Raw genomic sequence first — 18,204 nt, 5'->3', positions numbered from 1 at the left:
AAGAATTTAGCATAATCTAATAGTGTCCTGCGTTCTGGTCATAAAGGCCTGATGGGGTTATCGTCGATTAGGCTGTCGCGTTGTCTGGATAACAGCAGACGCATCGCTTCAAACCGTTTGGGTGCAAACAGGGAGTCGATCGATTATGAAATCATGGGGCGAGCGTATCCTTGCGGGATTGAAGAACTGGCGGTCGCGCCGGAACGACGGTACGACAGATGAAATACCTGATGTTGAGGGCGTAGCCGATCAAAGCCCAGAACCGCCTGATCAGGAGCCAGATGCAATATTGTCGATCAAAATCTCGGCGAAAGACTTTGATGGAACCGGTGCAGAGACAATTCCAAAGATAGAGCCGGTAAACCCATCTGTAGTTGCGCTAGTGAATACCGGCGAACTGCAGACGCGTGCGGCGTCGTCAAGTCAGGCGGGGCCAGAGACCGAGGTGGAGGCTGACGGAAAAGTCACCATTGCTGCGGCTCCCACGTCACCGCAAAAGCGCTCCCGTGTACGAAAGCCAAAAATCACAGATGGTCAGGTGACAGACGAGGAACTGGCCGAACTGGAAGCTGAAAACGCTCGGCTTAAGCTCCTTCTCCGTGAGCGGATGCAAGTGAAACGGAATAATTCTGAAAATTGATACAACGGGCATGTTCGACACTGTCAGACTGCAATCGAATTAGTTTGAATACACCGAGCCGAGATGGCTGTAACATTGCTGCACGCAGTCAGCCATCTTGTCTGTGATGGCGTGGATGCCGACTGGACCGAATTCAGTATCGCGAGTCCTCATGATGCGCTGGATGGGACGCTGCGTGGAAAAGTCTGGGGCAACAGACAGGCGATTGCGGTGGCGATGAATGCTGCAAAAACCGAGCTTACTGTGCAAGATCTCAATGAGACGCTCCGACCGGGATCGTTATGTGGTCAAGAACAGTTTGAGTTTCTGATATACTCAGCGCCCTACGGGGTGATCAGCAAGGCGCCAGCATTTGTGTTGATCTGAATCTAGGCCTTCCATGAAAAGCCAATGGAGCAGTTTCGATTTTGATGAGTTGGACAAACGGCCGGGCAGTTCTGTAAGGCGAACTAGCCCTCGGTATCGAAACAGGTAACGTATAGCTAGCCGCGTTGCCTCAATCGCTGCAGCAAAGGGCCTAGCTTTGAAGCACCGGATTTTCAGAACCTCTGTGGTAAATCGAACGGTTATGGCGTCTGTAATCAATCTTCGCCGAACTGAAATCTCAATTATACTCGACAACAAAATCTCGACCTCCAGTTCGCCAGAGCGAGCATGCAATGCCCGGTTCGTGTCGTTCAGGCTGAAGCTAAGTTGTGGTGGTCAACAAGAACTTGCCGCCGACCCTCAATCCGGCCTGCTTGCGGCGACGGTCGTTAATTTGACGAGAGATTGTCTCAGTCAAAAAGCTGCCGTCCTACAGCTCTGCTTGTTCGAAGAACGCATTAGCGAGACGGCTATCAATAATGTTTGGCGCGGGAGCCTCCTGAGAAACTTAATCTTGTTGCATAATATCGCGATGATAACTGAAAGGTCAGGCAATGCAGAGCGCGACGCATACGCTCGACAGTCCAGTCATCGCGGCGAATGAGCTCCCGTACCACGTTGTCCCAGCTGTGAAACGGGTGCAGCTATTGTACCAACGCTGCTCAGCGCAAGCAATTCGATGACTTCCCCTCGATTCCTGCGGCATCTGGAAAACTTAACCTGAAAACGCCGTCAGTTGTCCTCTTGACCAAGAGGAGTATGTTTTCTCACAATTCGAAGGCGGGACAAGCTGATAAGAAAGCTGGGCGGATCGATGATAGCTGACAGCGCGCGTGAATAATCCAGTACTAAGCCAGGCGTCCATGCCATCAGTTCAGCACGTTTGCGGATCAACGCAGCAGCACGCAGTTCCGGAAAGATGAGCGCATGCAACGCGGCGAACAGAGGCCATCGATGTTTGCGATAAACGCCTTCAAGGGCTGCGTCCAGTGCATCGGCAACAACGCTAGAACAATTGCGGTTGGTCAGATTATAGGTGGGGTCGGATTTGTATTGGGTCCAAAAATGAAGGAGCCTCGTCGCGTCTATATTCCGAATTGTTACTTGCACCGTTGATTGACACCATTCAGCAGCTTCCTCCTCATAGCTTGGCAGGAAACGGCCAGGCACATTGTTATCAGCGGTTGCCCTCAAGATACGGGTGAATTCATTCGGCGAGCGGTCGATCTCGACCGCCGGATAGTGGCTGATATAGACATGCTTGCCCATTTCAAGCGCGGCATGGCCGGTAGAAATGGTCCCATTGACATCTACCGCAGCGATGTATCGGCTAATTGCCCGTTGGCGAAGCGGTGTCATGGCCGTACCCGTTGGCGTCCAGACATGGACGATAAGATCGGTACTATCCGGCTTCAGCCTATGGACGCGCTTCGCCAGACGATGTCCGCGTCCTAAAATACTGCCGAGCGTGGTGCTTGCGTCAAGTTTGCGCAAACGCAGGGCGATATTGAGGATGCCAATGCCTGCGAATATCATCGCCGCCCCGACATTGAAGCCCACCGTACCAGCATACCAAGTCGGCCACGGCTGCAAGGTAATGATTGCGATAATGACTTCCATTATGCCGCTGGCTAACCCGAGCCGCCATCGTGGATAGCGTACAACCCACGCACTTCCGATACGCATTCCACCGTCGATTAGAAAGCACAGACCCAGCACCATGGCGAGCGCGAAATTACTGGCTGGCGTGGCGCTGATTATCAGAAGCCCGACGCATAGCAAAACAACACCTTGAACGATGCGCATTTTGCGAGCTGTACCGGTACTCCATGCAGCCGCCGCAAGGCTCAGTAGTCCATCGGGCAACAGGAAATAGCCGAAATATCGGGAATGAATGAGTGTCTTGCCATCGAGAGCGTCGATCAGAATGAAAGCGCCGAGGCTCAGCCAAATGATGCTCGCGCATAGCAGCGTCTTCCAATGTTGCTGGATAATTTCCCGACCTAGGAGAATGAGCAGAATGCGGATCATGCACTTACCTCATTGATGGCGGTGTCTACTGGCACGCTCCGCATTGTGTTGCGGATAAGAATTGCGAAAATAAGAAAGGTCAGGCACGCGACTCCGACGAATACTGGGAGACCATGCTCAAAGACATCAAGAAAACCGCCCGCCAGCATAGGACCGATCAGCGCGCCGCCACCCCAGAACAGGCCCATGGCGGCATAAATACTAATCAGATCGGAACCTCTGTACTGCGAACCGATTACTGCCAGCATTGTCGTGTAGATGCCGACGAAAAGGCCACCCCAGACGAAGAGTACTGGATAGGCGAGCCATTCGATTGACAGAAGGATTGGCCAGAAAAAGGCTGTGAAAGCGGAAACCGCCGTCAGTCCAATAATCAGCGAAATTCTGTTCATCTTGTCCGATAGCCAGCCGATCGGGAGCTGAAGTGCGATTGCGCCGACCATCAAGACAGTAATCAACTGCATGCTTTGCGTTTCGTTCCAGCCAAGTCGCATCGCATAGATGGCTAGGAATGAAAGCCCTGCAGTTTCTACGGCGGAATTGATGGCGGTCGTGCCCATGGCAATAGGTGATAGGCGAATCATGCGCAGGAAATTCGATTGACGATGCGTGGACATTTCCATCTGGCGCAGCCCCGGCATGCTTACGATCGTGAGCGCCGCCAATGCAATGCTGGCCGCAACGACGAAAGGCAGGGGGCCCTCAAAGCCGGTGAAGGAAAGGATCAACGGCCCACCGGCAAAGCCCAATGATAGCGATGCCGTATAGGCGGCCATGATACGGCCGCGATTGGTGTTTGTGCTGAGTTCGCTTGCCCATGACTCCGTCAGAACGAACAGAATCTCAGCGGAAATGCCGAGGAAGAAGCGTAGGGGAAACCAGAGCCAGAAACTTGGCACCATGGGAAACAGGATAAGAATGAGCGCGGATAACAATAGCGCTAGCATGATCAGCAGGCGGGGAGCGTAACGAAGCGATATTTTCGATAAGAAAGGCGCAATGCAAAGGACGCCAAGTGCGTGCATGGCCGCATTGGCACCGATCAGAGTTTCCGTCACCCCATCGTTGATCAAAATTTGCGCGACCAGCGGCGCAGTCAGACTGTAGGTAAGGCCAAAGACCGATGCCGTGGCAATGACGATTGCAAGCGACAAATAATGTGTATCTTGCAGCGTCCCCTGAACGCTACCCTCGCCATCATGCATGGAATGCCTCCTATTCCCCCGGCTAAATCTTTACCGTCTCGTCGTTCGACATAATAAAGAATTGCCCCATCGCCTCATAAACTGCGCTTGAGGCAGAAGCTACTTGTTTGTGCACGAGCTGTGCGGATATGGGAAATAAATCGTAAGCAATATCAAACATCTTCTATTATTCTTGCTAAAACGAGTGTAAGCGGAAAATGGGGCATACCGAATGGGCGAGGGGATAGTTTCATGGCGATGTTGGCTGGCGCATCGATTTTCATTTCTTTTCTGGGTTTTGCTGCTTTTGGTATAGTTCTTTATTATCTGGCCCTGGCATTTCTGAAGATGCAATCGGCCGGTGCACTTCGCGATCCCTACTGCATGCCGATTGGCGCGTTCATCGGAACAATTTCGACAGCATGGGCACTGTCACTCGGATTCGTGGCTGCAGATGTATGGGGTGTTAACGCGCGTGCCGACAGTGCGGCAAGCAAAGAACGCTCGGCGATACATCGTCTGCTCGGCACCGCGCACACGCAGGTCCTCAACGATGCGATCCTGCGGCAGGCGGTCGAGAACTACCGCACCCTCGTAATCGATGGCGAATGGGGGAAGGGCAACAATATCACGCCGACGCCTGATGTCGAAAATGCCATTCTCGCCATTCGTATTGCGATGCAGTCGATTGCGATGAGCGATGTGCCAAACCCGATTGTGTCCCAGCTCGTGAACGATTTCGATGAGTTGCAGGATGCACGTAACGACCGGCTGGCAGTAGCAAATACATCAATCGACCAATATAAATGGTATCTGGTTTTAATGCTGACTCTTTTGTCGGCCGCAACCATCGCCGTTACTCACGCCGACCGTCCTCGCGCTGGCAAGAAGGCCTTGATCTTGTTTTCGCTTGCAGCGTCGACCAGCCTCTGGATACTGGCTATTCATTCTAATCCCTATGATGGTGTCGGAGAAATTCAACCTGCGTTGCTTCTGTCTAGCCAGAAACATTAAGGTTCCAAGGGCAGGTTTTTTGGGCGGGGCATTATGATCAATATTGTTGTGTTCTCCGTATGGATATTTGGTAGCGCCATTTTTTCCCTGCTGGCCGGCTGTGCGATTTGGTTTCACCTACGTACGATAAAGCGATTCAAGATCGGTGCCATGGCCGCAATCGCATTGATCTTCATTCTTCAAACGGTGGCGATAGCCTCGTCGCGTCTCGGCAGCCCGTTGACTTTCGCAGCTGCTATGGCCTTCGTCATCTTTGTCATGGGCGTGATGTTGTGGTGGATAACCATGCAACCTTCACTGACACGCGAATGGGCTGATGATGTCGCGCATACGGCAATGGTTGATTTGCGCGACAAGCATATATCCGTTCACAACATACGAGATTTCGACTGGCATGACGGGGGCGGTTACGACGCGCGATGGAAGAGCGAAACCTACAGTCTAAACGAGATCGAAGGGGTGGAGGTGATACTTTCCTACTGGGCACACCCGGCCATAGCGCATACGCTGGTTTCCTTCGGGTTCCAGGATGGTCGGCATCTCGTCTTCTCAGCTGAAATCCGCAAGAAGCGGGGGCAAGAGTTTTCTACGATCGGTGGGTTCTTTCGAAACTACGAACTAGCCATGGTCGCCTCCGAGGAGCGCGATATAGTTTATCTGCGTACCAATGTCCGTGGAGAGCGCGTCTATCGCTACCCAATTAACGTCGAGCCCGCGCTTATACGCGAGATGCTACTATGCTACGCCGACAAAGCCAATGATTTGGCGCTCAATCCATCATTCTACAACACTCTGACCTCAAACTGCACAACAGTGGTCTTCGATCTTGTTCGTGCGCTGGAACCGGCTTTTCCGTTCGATTATCGGGTGCTTTTATCCGGCTATCTGCCTGAATTTCTCTATGATCACAATCTACTGGGGAACAGCGATCTGCCCTTCGCCGAAGTGAAGAACAAGGCGCTGATAAGGCCCGTTCTGGTTGACGAGTATGCGCGGTTTTCCACTATTATCCGTAACAGACCGGAGGTATCATGAGCGCGGGATTCTTACGAGGTATTGTATTAGGCGCACTGATTGTTCTGGCCGGTTGCGGTAGCGTCGACACGACACCCGTCAATAAAGTCACCAGCCAGTCGCATACGCCATCACCGGATTACATTCCCGATTTTGGCGATGACGGCTCCACGATCGTGGCGCTTGCTTTTTCGGGTGGCGGAATGCGTGCGGCGGCATGGGCGTACGGTACACTTCTTGAACTCGATGCCATGGTCGTGGATACGGTCCCTTACAAGCGCACATTGGTCGATAACATCCGCACAGTTGCGGGTACATCTGGCGGATCGGTGATGGCTGCCTATCTCGGTTACAAAGGTAAAGACGGTTACGAGGATTTCAGCAGTAGGTTCCTCTACGAAGATGCCGAAGCGTACATGGCCACCGACTTCCTCCCAGGCACACTTCTGACAGCGGCAGTCTCGGGCGGGGCCAATGGCCAAGGTACTTTTTCGCGTTGGCTGGATGAAAAGCTATTCGAAGGAGCAACCTTTGCCGCTTTGCGAAAGGCGAACCGGCCTATCGTCTGGTTGACTGCTTCAGATATTTACAACAACACACCGTTTCTTTTTACTAACGATACATTTGCAGCTCTTTGCAGCGATATTAACGAATTGAAGATCGCGGACGCGGTGGGCGCCTCGGCGGCCTTTCCAGGGGTTTTTGCGCCCGTCGTGCTGCAGACACCAAAAGCGGATTGCGATTATCGGGAGCCCGACTGGATCGGTCAGGCGCTTACCGCACAAAACCCGTCGATCCGCCTGCAAGCCTACGCGCGCGCTCTTCAGTCCTATCAGTCCAATACCAGCCTCAGCTATGTCCGCGTCCTTGACGGCGGCCTGACCGACAATCTCGGCGTCACTGGCTTCGCACTCGAACGGGCCAAAGCTAAAACACCCCATGGGCCGCTCTCGCCGCGTCAGGCGGTACGACTGCGTAACTTCCTATTCATCGTCACAGATGCGGGTGTGCAGAAGCAATACGAATGGGGCTTGTCACCTGTCGCGACTAGGCTTGACAAGGTGATGATTGCCGCCTCGGATACCACCATCTCTACGGCCACTCGAAGCAGTTTCGATGCAGTCGATCTCGCCTTGAACCAGTGGCAGACCGCGCTAATAGACTATCGGTGCAGCTTGTCTCGTGCCGAAGTTCTGAAACTGCGCGGTACACTTAAACTGTGGAATTGCCGGGATGTGACAATAACAACTGAGCATATCTCGTTTCGCGAAGCGAGCCCTGAATTGTTGGGGAGACTGAATGCGGTTCCGACACGGCTAAAACTGGCTCGTACCGACGTTGATATTATTGTGACGGCGGCACGCGACGCACTAAGGCGCAACGATAACATCCGCAAAATTGTATATGAAACTTTGAAGCGGGCGCCTCTATACGATCGAACGAAACATCAAGCAAGCATTAGTCATTAGCTTGTGCGCTGTCGGCGCGCTTAAAGGCTATTTGCCGTCGATCAAGCGATCGACAACGCCACCTCCAGTCTTGTCAAGCGCGGATTATATCTTGAAATCGTTCCATGGCGTCATATTGGGACTGGCCGATATACATTTGTGCTATTCTAAGGGGCAGTTATGGCCGACCCGTTAGCCTGCTGTCAGGGGGCACGATTTCTGGAAGCATCATGTTCATCTACTATAATTATCAATCGTATGTGAGCAATTGAAGTAGCATCTATCGTTCATGCTGTCCGGTCACAACATAATCGCAATGCCCGCCTTGCGCCTTTACTCGGTGATTGGAATGAATTTCGAGAACTCGCGAAAACGGTCGATCCGCTCACAATTCGTGGATGTCCGAGATTGGGTGGATTCCCGCCCCTCAGCTTTTGGGCGACAGTGCAATGCAAGCGGACGCTAAGCTGATCAATTTACAACAGCGGACATCGTCCATTGCCCACTACAGACTTCTGTTGCCGCTACCACAAATGCTGTGCCCGCATCCAAGCCTACGAATTGGCGTTTCATCCAGGTGTATCAACGCTTACAAGCACCGCTCTCAGTCAAACGTCTGAATGAAAAGGGATTTCAGCACCTGCTCGTGCTGGTCCCTGCTGAGCATGATATCGGTGTAGGAGGAAAGATCGGTCAGTTGGAAACCTTCCATCTGCGCTCTGGCGATATTAGCCCCATCCAGGTTGGAGTGGAGAAACCGCGCATTGTTGAGGTTGGAGGAAAAGAAGCTAGCATTCGCGCAGTTGCTCTCCGAGAAATCGCAATCGCGCAGATCGCAGTGCTCGAACACGCAGTCCCGGTAATCGCCGGGACCGAATGCCCCGAACATCATGGCGCAATGAGAGAATGTTGCGGTTCCGATGTGCCTCTTAGCCGGGCGGTAGGCTTCGACCGAGAATTTGATCCCAACGGCCTTGCACTCAACGAATAGGGCCCGAAAAGCACTTCCGTCGACCATTGTGTTGTAACTGAGATTGCACTTCCTAAATTCGGAATCCACCAAGTTTGCGCGCCGCCATCGGCTACCACCGTCCTGAGCCTCGTCGCCAAATGTGCAGTCGGTGAATACGGTGCCCTGAAAGCTGCATTCACGGAAATTGCAAGCGATGAAACTCGAATTCGAGATGCGGGCGACGTCGAAATTGCAATCGACGAACACACAGTTGCGAAACCTCACTTCATGGAGATGGTATTCGGATATGTCGACACGGTTAAACGTGACATCTTCTGTCGGCTCAATTCGCCGTATAGCCTCTTCGAATTCCATGGTCAGTGGACCTTCAAACCCATTTCGGCGAGAAGAGCGCCGGCTTGTTCACGCGAGATTGTTGCCCCTTTGAATCTGCGGGCGTCATTGAGACGAATGCCTCCAAGATCCGCGCCGCGCAAATCAGCCCCCTCGAAACGGGCATCGACGAGATGTGCATCCCTGAGACTCGAACCAGAAAAGAACGTCTCCCGAAAATCGCATCCTGCGAGGTCGGCCATGCTGAAATCTACCTGTTCGATCTCCACCTTGCGGAAGGAAACACCGGGAAGAAGTGCTGCCGACAAGATGGTCTCCTTGAAAGTGACGGAATTGGTGCGCGCTCTGGTGAAGTCGGCACCGGTGAGCTTGCAGCCGGTGAAGGTCGCGAGAGTAATGGTCGCCCCAACGAATTTCCCGTTATTGAAGTCGCATTTCTCGACGGTCGCCTCGATAAGCCTCGCTGCCGTGAAATTGACAAAGGCTCCACGGCAGCTGACGAACGCCGCCTCATCAAGCGTGGCACTGGTAAAATTGGTATGCTTTAAAATGCAATCTTCAAATCGCCAGCCGGTCATGTCGATGTTGGAAAGGTCGGCCTCTTCAAGATCGCAATTCAGGAAACGTAGCGGTAATTTCTCGGCGGCCATCGTCGCGATTTCGGCGCGGGCTGGTGAACGGCGGTTGACTGTCTTGAACGCTGGATGGGGCTCTGATTGTATTGTCACGAGAAAGCCTGCTGGAGATTTTGGAAAAGAGTCGCTACTATTATAAATATGAACATATTTATTGAAATGGAGCAAGCGTGAGCCGCGCCAAGAGAATTGACGAGAACACGATCCTCGACGCCGCTGAAGAGGTCATTCGAAAAAATGGCGCAGGCGGCTTGACCATCGAGGCCGTCGCGCGCAGAGCCGGGGTGTCAGTTGGTGGACTACAGTATTCCTTCCGCTCAAAAGACGCCCTGATCGCCGCGATGTTCGACAGATGGGGTCGCGAATACGAAGCCGATATAACCTCTCTGTACCCTGAGCCAATCGATGCTCTCGATGAAGTACGGCGGGATATCGTATTTGACTTCAAGCAGAGTGTTGTCGCGAAGAAGAAGGCAGCCAGCATCATTGCGGCACTTTTGCAATCGCCTGAGCACATGACTCGCGTGAGGAATTGGTATCAAAGCCGCCTCAGCGGCATCGATATGACGACGAAAGAGGGTCGTAGGGCACGTGTGGCCTTTTTAGCTGCTGAAGGCGCCTTCATGCTTCGGTTCATGGGTCTGCGCGAAATGGATGACAGCGAGTGGGAGGACATCTTCGACGACGTGCTTGCACTGCTGAGGTGATTGGCGGGCTGACCTTGCAATGCAAACCCGCGACAGACTTACCGATCGCAACGCAGTTTTCACATTCTCTCTAGCAGAAAGCTGCACCGCAGAGATCGCCTTTCGTTGTGACCTGGGTCGTCAGATGACCGGCGGGTTTTGGGCGGCAACATTGGGAGCGGAACGGCTGAGATGGGGTCGTATCGCTGGGGAACCACAACGCACCGTCCTTTCGGTCGTTGAGATCGGTTTTGCTGCTTCCTGAAAGTAGCCTTGTCGCCGATCATTTTGCGGCCATGAGGCCATGGTTGCTCCATGTTAAGTTGCTAGCAATTTGATTTATAAACGTCACGTTCACAGCCCGGAGCCAACATTCAGCCAGATTGACAGGGACCGCCCCAGGCAGTGGGTCGGCCGGGCGTCGTAGACAACCCCGCTGCAGGGCGTTAACTGTTGAACTAACTTGTGAAGTGCGTGACTCTGGTTACAAACTCAGTTTGTCACTAAAATTAAATGTGCCTGAATTTTGCCGATTACTTCGCCTTTGCCGAGCCTTTTTTCGAGCGCTAAAGCGATAAGATCAGTTGTCTCTTCCAATTTTCCATTCGACCTGGCTTCGATTTCGAAACGGAGGGGCGTTCCCTGACAATACGCTGCGGCTAGAAACTTCGATGAATACGCCCTAGACACTTCAGCTTTTGTATCAATCCCGATGTGCAGAAAGCCGGCCGCCTCCAGTTCACGCCGTATCAAAGCCGTATCAAAGCCGTATCATGGTACCCATGCGGCGTACGTGACATAAAACGCGGTGGGTCATCAGCAAAAATGTCGGCGAGCGCATTTTCCACTTCGTTTGCGAATAGATTCTCTTCGATGCGGTCCCATACACTAAACAAGAAATGTCCACCCGGTCTCAAAGTGCGCTTTGCTTCCCGATACCCGACGACGCGATCTGGAAAAAACATTACGCCGAACTGGCAGCAAATTAGATCAAAGGCTCCATCTTCAAACGGCAAGTCCAATGCATCCGCTTGCAACCAAGTAATACGCGTGTCAGGAGCTTGCTGCGTCATCGCATAGTCGAGCATGGCCTGATTGAGATCGGTTATGACATACTTCGCAGATACAGATAATTGGGGACTCAAAACGCGCGAAACAACGCCTGTCCCTGCAGCAGTCTCCAACACTGTGGTAGGTGAAAGGGATGATGCGTGACGCGCAAAGTCGGCGGCGAACACCTCAAAAATGAGAGGCACCATGTACCGGTTATAATTTTCCGGAACCGACCCGGAGAATGTACTGTCAGCTTTCACCATGAAGTTTACTCTATGTGCGCTGCACCTAATTTTATCACAGATTGTTGGCCTCGCCATTCACGATTCTAGCGGCGACTGAGGTTCCCAGATGGCCGTCACACCCTCAAATTTATCCCAGGAACGGCCCCATATCACTCATTTCGTGTAAGCTAAGCCGATGATCCTCACCGAGGCGTGTCAAACTTTTAGCTTTTCCAATGGCGGGTCGCCGGTTCATATCTCCGTCAAGGCAAAGGATTCATGCTGCAGGCGAGAGTGACACGTAATTATGAAGGCGCCCTTTTCTGCGATTAAAACCAGCTACACTTACTCGTTATTACGAAACAATTTTACAGTTCTGCCGAGGTCCTACCAATTGACAGTCTTGAGCCTGTATCGCCGAGGAGTCCCTATTCTTCGAGGGCGGATTAGGTCATTGACGCGAGAAGCGAGTTGATCTGCATGAGGTCGCGGATGGTGTCGAGATGGATGCCGCTCGTCTCGATACTGTGGGTTGCACCTTCGCGCAGGCGGTCGAAATGGCGCATGCTCGTTTGCGTATCCAGTTCACGCAGCTGTTCTTTTTCCCCGCGTCACACGTCGGCAGATCAATATGCCCGTTCTTCAGTGTTACGTGTTCAAGAGGGACTTCGGATCGAACGGCGGATTGTCATTGGGATTCCTTCCCGTTCTATGATGCGCTTGGTTATTCTCTATGGTGCTCCAGATCGCCGCAGACCGCTTCAGGAGCTCTGCGATAGATCGGATTTCAATCGATTGAGGATTGTCATCGCGTGGGCGGCGTACTCGCTGATCCAGCGATCATGTACGCGTTTGATCGGTAGGGAATTGAGCAGGTTCCACCGCTCGCGCCCCTCCCGCCTGACGATGATCAGATCAGCATCTTCGAGCACCTTCAGATGCTGCATGACTGTGCAGCGATCCAAGTCCGCTAACATCTCACACAACATGCCGGTGGTGCGCGGCTCGTCCTTTAGCCGGTCGAGGATTGCGCGGCGGCGCGGATGGGCCAGCGCCTTGAAAATCAGATCGTCCGTATCGCTGCTTGACATGTTATATTTATATAACATATTATGGTTTCAAGCAAGAGGAGATCGGCTATGAGGCCTGAGTTTAGGGTGTCAGCGCGCATAGCGAGGCCAACCCCCGAAGTGTTCGACGCCGTCGTCAATCCGGGAAAGCTTAGTGGCTATTTCACGACTCTTGGCGGGGCGAGCGCACCGCTTGTCGCCGGGACGACGGTGGTGTGGTGGGGCAAGGTTCCAGTAGAAGTTGGCGAGATCGTGCCCGACAGGCGCATCGTGCTGTATTGGGACGGCGCGAATGTGACCGAAGGTCCTGCCCCCTACAAGACGCGCATCGAGATGAACTTCCTACCCTTGGAGGACGAGGCAACCCTCGTGACCATCGCTGAGGCCGGCTGGCGCGAGGATATCCAAGGACACCAAGCCTCCTACATCAACTGTGAAGGCTGGTCGCAGATGCTCAGTTGCATGAAGGCGTTCCTCGAATATGGCATCAACCTGCGCGAAGGCTATTACCAATCAGAGCTTGGGGGCGAGCCGGCGCTCAGCCCGCCCATATGCACCCCGAAGGTAGCGACTGAAAAGGAGAGGACATGACAGCCAAACTCTATGGCGGTATCGATATCGCCATCAAGGTGCCGCCTCACCAATATGAGGCGATGATCGCGTTCTACAGGGATACCATCGGGCTTAAACCGATTACCGAAAAGCTGCCGGACGTCGGCTTCGAGTTCGGCCCTAACAAACTCTGGGTCGCTGAGGCGCCGGAATTGAGTCAAGCCGAGGTCTGGCTGGAGCTGTTTACCGACCGCTTCGATGATGCGGCCGTCCATTTGTCTCGTGCTGGCGTCGTCCGCTGCGATGCTATCGAGAAGCTGCCGGAGGGATTCAAGGGCGGCTGGATTACCAGTCCAGCCAATATCATCCATATGGTCCGTGAACCGGATGCGTGGTGATTAGTCGTTGCACGATAATCGCCAAATTGAGCGCTAGACCTCCCGGCACCCGTCGTTGAAGGTGGCGATATCGTCATTGCCATAAAAGCTTTCTCTAAGCTGAGAGCGCATCTGGGAGTAGTGGGAGTGACTTCTTCGTTCAGGTTCGGGATGCCAGTGACGGCAGCTGCAATATGTTTACACCAGTAGAGTGCCAGAACTTCTCAAACATGCGCGGGTGTTTAAACCTGTCTAAGGCTAGTAAGAAGTTTGCCGTCTGGCTCTGGGAGCCTTCAACGACAATTTGGCTCAGTCCGCGTTCCGCCATCGTCTCCTTCAGGTTACTTAGACTTAAATTGCGAGCAATGTACCATCGCACGTGCGAAACGATGACGGAATCATCGAAATAATGGCCTTTGAACATCGAAAATTCCCAGTGTGTTGAAAGTTAGAAGGAGAACTCCGCAATGTTGACGAAAAATTGCAACTGATCCCCTAGCTTTTGATGCCGCAGGCCAGTTGGATCGGCTCGATTGGCTTTGACCAGTTTTCACGCAGCTATTGCGCTGATCGCGATTAACCTGGAACGGCTGCTCCAGTAGGCCAAGCGAAACGTTCAGGAAGAGTGTCATCAGTGGCGGCGATCTTAATCAGCGATCATTAGAAAAAACAATTTACCTTTCGCAGCCTTTGAGTGTCCGGGAAAAGCACAACGTCTCTGTACCGTTCATCAATACGGTTTTGCCATCAGAGTAGCCGGCTTTATCTGCCACGCGAATGGATGGTAGATTGTCGGATGAGATCAGACAGACGCTGCGTTCGAATCGGTTCTGCGCTTCCAGCCAGGCCAAAGCGGCACTAAGTGCTTCAGATGCATAACCTCTTCCGCGCGCAGAGGGCGAAAGCACCCATCCAGCCTCCGGAATGCCTCGTAACGGCGGATTCACGTCTCGGTGAAAATCAGCAAAACCCAGATCTCCGACATAAAGACTCGTCGTCTTTTCGCGGATGGCCCAATACCCGAATCCCAGAAGCGGCCACAGCCCCTTATAGGCCAGGAGGCGCATCCATGTTTCCCGAGGTGTAGATGGTTTACCGGAAATATGTTCTACGACGGAAGGCTCCGCCCAGACGTCTACAAGTCGGCCGAAATCCCCAGCCTCATGCCCGCTCAAAATCAACCGTTCTGTTTCCAGAACCGGTGCGGCGTCATTCGGCACACAGCAATGATTCATGCAACCAGCCTTTCAAAATTAACCAACAAGCGTTGTAAATATACTTCGTGGATAAAGCGATCCAACCGTCAAAAACGCAGTATCTTCACGTGAAAGCAAGCCAATGTGGAATCGATAGCGCCACGCGACAGCTAGGGCAAAGCAAGATTCGTAAATTGAGATTCCGAGTAGGCGATGTCACGGTAATGGCTTGTGAGTAGCCGCTACCAACTTCGCGAACTTCTCGCTCACCGTCTTATTTTGGAAGCCCCATTTGTCAACATAACGAGAAAGGCCCGTTTGCTAGGGCTATTGCTTGCTTACAAGAAAAGCGTTTTCAGTTTCCCAAAATTGCGCTACCAAAAGAGTCATTACGTCTGCAATTACGCACAGCGAAACCGAATCGGATGACATCCGGGTCCCAGCAGTGGCCGTTTGCCCGCCCGGATGACCAGAACCGTAATTGAACTGACGATCACAATCCAGGCCGGCACGTGACCGAAAAGTTTCAGTTAAGAACGATATTGAGCCGCAAGTGTTCTCAAGGCTTTCGTGAACAGGCTGACGTCGATGCCAACGCCAACAAAGTTAGCACCGGCCATCTTGCAATCTTGTATGAGCGCGGCGTCGGCAGAAAGAACGCCCGCGATGCGTCCCGCGGCGCGTATACGCCGCAACGCATCCAGCACCGCCTCGCGTACCCGTGGCGCTGAAACATTGCCCAGATACCCCATATCGGCAGCCAGGTCCGACGGGCCGATAAAGATGCCGTCTACACCGTCAAGAGCGAGAATGTTGTCGAGAGCATCGAGACCGCGCATGCTTTCGACCTGTAAAAGGACGAGGACCTCGTCATTCGCCGTGGCAAGATAGTCGGTGATGTCGCCGAATTTGGAAGCGCGCGCCAAGGCAGATCCAACTCCGCGGAACCCCTTGGGTGGATAATGTGCAGCGCGGATGCAGCGCTCTGCCTGTTCAGCACTTTCGATCATGGGGATCAGAAGGTTCTGCGCGCCAATATCGAGCGCCTGCTTGATGCGCGTTGGGTCGTCATCCGGTAAGCGGACTACAGCGGCGCTTTCCTTTCCATCAAGAATGGCAAGCTGCGCCATCATTGAGCGGATGTCGTTTGGCGCGTGTTCGCCGTCAATCAGTAACCAGTCGAAGCCAGCAGTGGCGGCCATTTCGGTTGCGTACGGATCGGCAAAGCCAAGCCAAATGCCATGCAGGCATTTTCCTGCCTTGAGACGATGTTTGAAATGATTGGAAGGTGCGGGCATCTGGAAACCTCAGAACTTTAATGAAACACTGCCAAAAGAGCCAAAGTCGGCTTCGAAGACGCTGCCGAGAGGCGCTTCCATCGGACGGATGAATGAGCCGGAGAGCAATATCTGCCCCGCTTCTATTCCTTGATCGTATTGAGCCAGTCGGTGAACCAGCCATACTATGCCGGTCACTGGGTCATTCAAAACGCCGGCTCCGAGCCCGGTTTCCTCGACTATACCGTCACGTTTCACGATAGCGCCGATCCAGCGTAAATCGAAAGCGTCGACAGCATGACGTTGTTTGCCCAATACAATGCCCGCATTTGCGGCGTTGTCGCTGATCGTGTCAGTGATAATACGCGCCTTTCCTGTTGCAGGGTCTACACGTAGAATGCGGGTATCAAGAATTTCTAGGCTGGGAGCTACGAATTCTGTCGCCACCAACACATCCTCGCGCGTGACATGCTGGCCTTTGAGGGACGCATTCATGATGAAGGCGATCTCAGCCTCAATACGGGGCTGAATGAACCGCCCGGCTGGAATTTGTGCGCCGTCATCAAACAGCATATCATCGAGAAGCACTCCGGAATCCGGCGTCGTGATGTTGAGCGCCTGCTGCATGGCGCGTGAAGTCAGCCCAATCTTCCAGCCGATAACTTTTCGCCCAGCCGAACGTTTGCGTTCAATGAGTGCGGCCTGCACGGCATAGGCGCCTTCAAGGTCGAGCTGGGGATATTGCAGCGATAGAAGACCGATCTGGTGGCCACTGGTTTCGGCCTCAAAAAGAGCGTCTGCTGCTTCCTGGATCTCATGCGATTTCATTCGTCCGCTACTCCGTTGCGCAGCAGGCCGATGCCTTCCGCTTCGATTTCAACGATATCGCCGGGCCGCAGCCAGATGGGCGGATCAAACCTTGCGCCTGCACCAGTGGGGGTGCCTGTCACGATGATGTCGCCCGGTTCAAGCGCGGTGAAGGTCGAGATGTAAGCGATCTGGCGGGCGACGGGGAACAACATCCGGCTGGTGCGGTCTTGCTGGCGCACCTCGCCATTGACGCGCGTAATAAGGCCGATGTCGCGTATCTGGGCCGCATCGGTGAAAGGGACAAGCCATGGCCCCATGCTGCCCGACGACTGCCAGTTCTTGCCTTGCGTCACATTGAACTTGGCGTGACGCGTCCAGTCGCGGATGGTGCCCTCATTGCATAAAGTGAGAGCTGCTACGTGGCTTAGCGCTTCTTCCTGTGGAATGCGGCGGCCGCCCCTACCGATGACAATCGCGATCTCGCCCTCATAGTCGAGTTGTTCACTTTCCGCAGGGCGGATCAGAGCCGAATCGTGACCGGTGAAGCTGCTGGCAAAGCGCGGGAATAACGACATATTCGCGGGCGCAGCCTGTCCGTCCTTATATTCGGCATTGCGGTCGGGGAAGTTTACGCCAACGCAGATGATCTTGCCGGGATCGGGAACCGGCATCTGTAACGTATAGGTGCCATCGAGGTGGCTGGGCTGGCGCGACCGGGCAGCTTCGATAACCTGTTGTATAGCATTGGCAGCTACGACGTTGCGCAGGGTCGCCCACTGCGGAAACTCCTCGGACAGTGCAAGCACTCCGCTATCGACAGCCGCCCCCCAATAGTTGCGGCCATCTGCCGTGAATGTGACGAGGTTCAATTTCCACTCCTGAAATTTGCCTGAAGCCTGGCTTGGTGCTGCCCGATGGAAATTCGTTTCAGCTTTATTCCAGCCTCGAGGTCGATAAATTTAACTTGATATATAACATGTTATATGCTTTGTGAATAGCCATCGCTTACGGAGTTTTGGCGGGGGCTGGCTTCATCTTGGTGTTGACATCGCCGACTACCGCAAGGCTCATGCCAGAATTCAACATTGGGAGGACGGGAATGCTCAAATCAATTCAAAAGCTTACCTTTGGCGTCGTCGCTGTTTTTGCTGTTGCAGGCAGTGCAAATGCACAGAAGGTAGATACCGTGGGCGCCATCAAGGCGCGCGGAGAGCTCAATTGCGGTGTTTCCACCGGGGTTCAAACCGGCATGAGCACGCTGGATGCCAGTGGCAAATGGGCCGGTTTCGAGGTGGATTTCTGCCGCGGTGTGGCTTGCGGC

The 18,204-nt window shown here is 53.4% G+C and carries 17 protein-coding genes and 3 pseudogenes; 9 read left to right on the top strand and 11 right to left on the bottom strand.

The window, feature by feature from the left end; translation table 11 throughout:
- Positions 1–289: 289 nt before the first annotated feature.
- Together CQZ93_RS14240 and CQZ93_RS14235 are read left to right on the top strand one after the other, a co-directional pair.
- Positions 290–640, top strand: a complete 351-nt coding sequence (locus CQZ93_RS14240) for a hypothetical protein (RefSeq protein WP_146114446.1) — start codon at positions 290–292, stop codon at positions 638–640.
- 63 nt (positions 641–703) lie between these two features.
- Complete coding sequence (locus tag CQZ93_RS14235; RefSeq protein ID WP_105543339.1) at positions 704–1,006, top strand: hypothetical protein; 303 nt, start codon at positions 704–706, stop codon at positions 1,004–1,006.
- Positions 1,007–1,560: 554 nt separating this feature from the next.
- On the opposite strand, the pseudogene CQZ93_RS26955 reads toward CQZ93_RS14235, so the two are convergent.
- The 3 genes and pseudogenes from CQZ93_RS26955 to CQZ93_RS14220 all read right to left on the bottom strand — a co-directional run.
- Positions 1,561–1,650, bottom strand: a pseudogene (locus CQZ93_RS26955) (recombinase family protein); the annotation flags it as partial.
- Positions 1,651–1,738: 88 nt separating this feature from the next.
- A complete protein-coding gene (locus tag CQZ93_RS14225) occupies positions 1,739–3,037 on the bottom strand; it encodes an HdeD family acid-resistance protein (RefSeq protein WP_181153387.1) in 1,299 nt (432 codons plus the stop codon).
- Positions 3,034–4,242, bottom strand: coding sequence for an MFS transporter (locus tag CQZ93_RS14220; protein WP_105543338.1), 1,209 nt, complete (start codon positions 4,240–4,242; stop codon positions 3,034–3,036). The genes CQZ93_RS14225 and CQZ93_RS14220 overlap by 4 nt, the downstream gene beginning before the upstream one ends.
- A gap of 231 nt (positions 4,243–4,473) precedes the next feature.
- On the opposite strand from CQZ93_RS14220, the gene CQZ93_RS14215 reads away from it, so the two are divergent.
- The 3 genes from CQZ93_RS14215 to CQZ93_RS14205 are packed head-to-tail and all read left to right on the top strand — an operon-like array spanning position 4,474 to position 7,718.
- Positions 4,474–5,235 (top strand): bestrophin-like domain, encoded by a 762-nt coding sequence (locus CQZ93_RS14215; protein ID WP_105543337.1) that lies wholly within the window; start codon positions 4,474–4,476, stop codon positions 5,233–5,235.
- A gap of 33 nt (positions 5,236–5,268) precedes the next feature.
- Positions 5,269–6,270 carry an Lnb N-terminal periplasmic domain-containing protein gene (locus CQZ93_RS14210; protein WP_105543336.1) on the top strand — a complete coding sequence of 334 codons (1,002 nt, stop codon included), beginning with the start codon at positions 5,269–5,271 and terminating at the stop codon, positions 6,268–6,270.
- On the top strand, positions 6,267–7,718 hold the full coding sequence (locus CQZ93_RS14205; protein ID WP_105543335.1) for a patatin-like phospholipase family protein: 1,452 nt from the start codon (positions 6,267–6,269) through the stop codon (positions 7,716–7,718). Before CQZ93_RS14210 ends, CQZ93_RS14205 begins: the two co-directional genes overlap by 4 nt.
- 583 nt (positions 7,719–8,301) lie before the next feature.
- Here CQZ93_RS14205 and CQZ93_RS14200 read toward each other — a convergent pair.
- Positions 8,302–9,024, bottom strand: a complete 723-nt coding sequence (locus tag CQZ93_RS14200; RefSeq protein WP_105543334.1) for a pentapeptide repeat-containing protein — start codon at positions 9,022–9,024, stop codon at positions 8,302–8,304.
- Positions 9,025–9,026: 2 nt separating this feature from the next.
- A complete protein-coding gene (locus CQZ93_RS14195; RefSeq protein WP_210201095.1) occupies positions 9,027–9,731 on the bottom strand; it encodes a pentapeptide repeat-containing protein in 705 nt (234 codons plus the stop codon).
- 77 nt (positions 9,732–9,808) lie between these two features.
- On the opposite strand from CQZ93_RS14195, the gene CQZ93_RS14190 reads away from it, so the two are divergent.
- Entirely contained in the window at positions 9,809–10,345 is a 537-nt protein-coding gene (locus CQZ93_RS14190) for a TetR/AcrR family transcriptional regulator (protein ID WP_105543332.1), read from the top strand.
- A 471-nt stretch (positions 10,346–10,816) separates the two neighbouring features.
- Here CQZ93_RS14190 and CQZ93_RS14185 read toward each other — a convergent pair.
- Together CQZ93_RS14185 and CQZ93_RS14180 are read right to left on the bottom strand one after the other, a co-directional pair.
- Positions 10,817–11,640, bottom strand: a pseudogene (locus CQZ93_RS14185) (class I SAM-dependent methyltransferase).
- Positions 11,641–12,362: 722 nt separating this feature from the next.
- A complete protein-coding gene (locus CQZ93_RS14180; RefSeq protein WP_105543331.1) occupies positions 12,363–12,692 on the bottom strand; it encodes an ArsR/SmtB family transcription factor in 330 nt (109 codons plus the stop codon).
- A gap of 48 nt (positions 12,693–12,740) precedes the next feature.
- Between CQZ93_RS14180 and CQZ93_RS14175 the strand changes: the two genes are divergently transcribed.
- Positions 12,741–13,262, top strand: coding sequence for an SRPBCC domain-containing protein (locus tag CQZ93_RS14175; RefSeq protein ID WP_105543330.1), 522 nt, complete (start codon positions 12,741–12,743; stop codon positions 13,260–13,262).
- The gene (locus CQZ93_RS14170; RefSeq protein WP_105543329.1) at positions 13,259–13,621 is read left to right on the top strand and encodes a VOC family protein; all 363 of its coding nucleotides are present in this window, start codon (positions 13,259–13,261) and stop codon (positions 13,619–13,621) included. Before CQZ93_RS14175 ends, CQZ93_RS14170 begins: the two co-directional genes overlap by 4 nt.
- A gap of 653 nt (positions 13,622–14,274) precedes the next feature.
- Here CQZ93_RS14170 and CQZ93_RS14160 read toward each other — a convergent pair.
- The 4 genes from CQZ93_RS14160 to CQZ93_RS14145 all read right to left on the bottom strand — a co-directional run bounded on the left by CQZ93_RS14160 (position 14,275) and on the right by CQZ93_RS14145 (position 17,752).
- Positions 14,275–14,820 carry a GNAT family N-acetyltransferase gene (locus CQZ93_RS14160; protein WP_286153538.1) on the bottom strand — a complete coding sequence of 182 codons (546 nt, stop codon included), beginning with the start codon at positions 14,818–14,820 and terminating at the stop codon, positions 14,275–14,277.
- A 506-nt stretch (positions 14,821–15,326) separates the two neighbouring features.
- Positions 15,327–16,094, bottom strand: coding sequence for an aldolase/citrate lyase family protein (locus CQZ93_RS14155; protein ID WP_105543326.1), 768 nt, complete (start codon positions 16,092–16,094; stop codon positions 15,327–15,329).
- A gap of 9 nt (positions 16,095–16,103) precedes the next feature.
- Positions 16,104–16,901, bottom strand: coding sequence for a 2-oxo-hept-4-ene-1,7-dioate hydratase (gene hpaH, locus CQZ93_RS14150; RefSeq protein WP_105543325.1), 798 nt, complete (start codon positions 16,899–16,901; stop codon positions 16,104–16,106).
- Complete coding sequence (locus tag CQZ93_RS14145; protein WP_105543324.1) at positions 16,898–17,752, bottom strand: fumarylacetoacetate hydrolase family protein; 855 nt, start codon at positions 17,750–17,752, stop codon at positions 16,898–16,900. Before CQZ93_RS14145 ends, hpaH begins: the two co-directional genes overlap by 4 nt.
- A gap of 230 nt (positions 17,753–17,982) precedes the next feature.
- On the opposite strand from CQZ93_RS14145, the pseudogene CQZ93_RS14140 reads away from it, so the two are divergent.
- A pseudogene (locus tag CQZ93_RS14140) lies at positions 17,983–18,204 on the top strand (amino acid ABC transporter substrate-binding protein); the annotation flags it as partial.

Origin of the sequence: Ochrobactrum vermis (assembly GCF_002975205.1) — a bacterium.
In the GTDB taxonomy this organism is placed as follows: domain Bacteria; phylum Pseudomonadota; class Alphaproteobacteria; order Rhizobiales; family Rhizobiaceae; genus Brucella; species Brucella vermis.
Note: the sequence above shows the minus strand (reverse complement) of the source record. Positions and strands in the feature narration are given on the sequence as shown.

Coding starts and splice junctions, on each gene's coding strand:
- CQZ93_RS14155 (WP_105543326.1), bottom strand. CDS start 16,094: ATGCCCGCACCTTCCAATCATTTCAAACATCGTCTCAAGGCAGGAAAA.
- CQZ93_RS14210 (WP_105543336.1), top strand. CDS start 5,269: ATGATCAATATTGTTGTGTTCTCCGTATGGATATTTGGTAGCGCCATT.
- CQZ93_RS14225 (WP_181153387.1), bottom strand. CDS start 3,037: ATGATCCGCATTCTGCTCATTCTCCTAGGTCGGGAAATTATCCAGCAA.
- CQZ93_RS14180 (WP_105543331.1), bottom strand. CDS start 12,692: ATGTCAAGCAGCGATACGGACGATCTGATTTTCAAGGCGCTGGCCCAT.
- CQZ93_RS14170 (WP_105543329.1), top strand. CDS start 13,259: ATGACAGCCAAACTCTATGGCGGTATCGATATCGCCATCAAGGTGCCG.
- CQZ93_RS14200 (WP_105543334.1), bottom strand. CDS start 9,024: ATGGAATTCGAAGAGGCTATACGGCGAATTGAGCCGACAGAAGATGTC.
- CQZ93_RS14205 (WP_105543335.1), top strand. CDS start 6,267: ATGAGCGCGGGATTCTTACGAGGTATTGTATTAGGCGCACTGATTGTT.
- CQZ93_RS14175 (WP_105543330.1), top strand. CDS start 12,741: ATGAGGCCTGAGTTTAGGGTGTCAGCGCGCATAGCGAGGCCAACCCCC.
- hpaH (WP_105543325.1), bottom strand. CDS start 16,901: ATGAAATCGCATGAGATCCAGGAAGCAGCAGACGCTCTTTTTGAGGCC.
- CQZ93_RS14220 (WP_105543338.1), bottom strand. CDS start 4,242: ATGCATGATGGCGAGGGTAGCGTTCAGGGGACGCTGCAAGATACACAT.
- CQZ93_RS14235 (WP_105543339.1), top strand. CDS start 704: ATGGCTGTAACATTGCTGCACGCAGTCAGCCATCTTGTCTGTGATGGC.
- CQZ93_RS14215 (WP_105543337.1), top strand. CDS start 4,474: ATGGCGATGTTGGCTGGCGCATCGATTTTCATTTCTTTTCTGGGTTTT.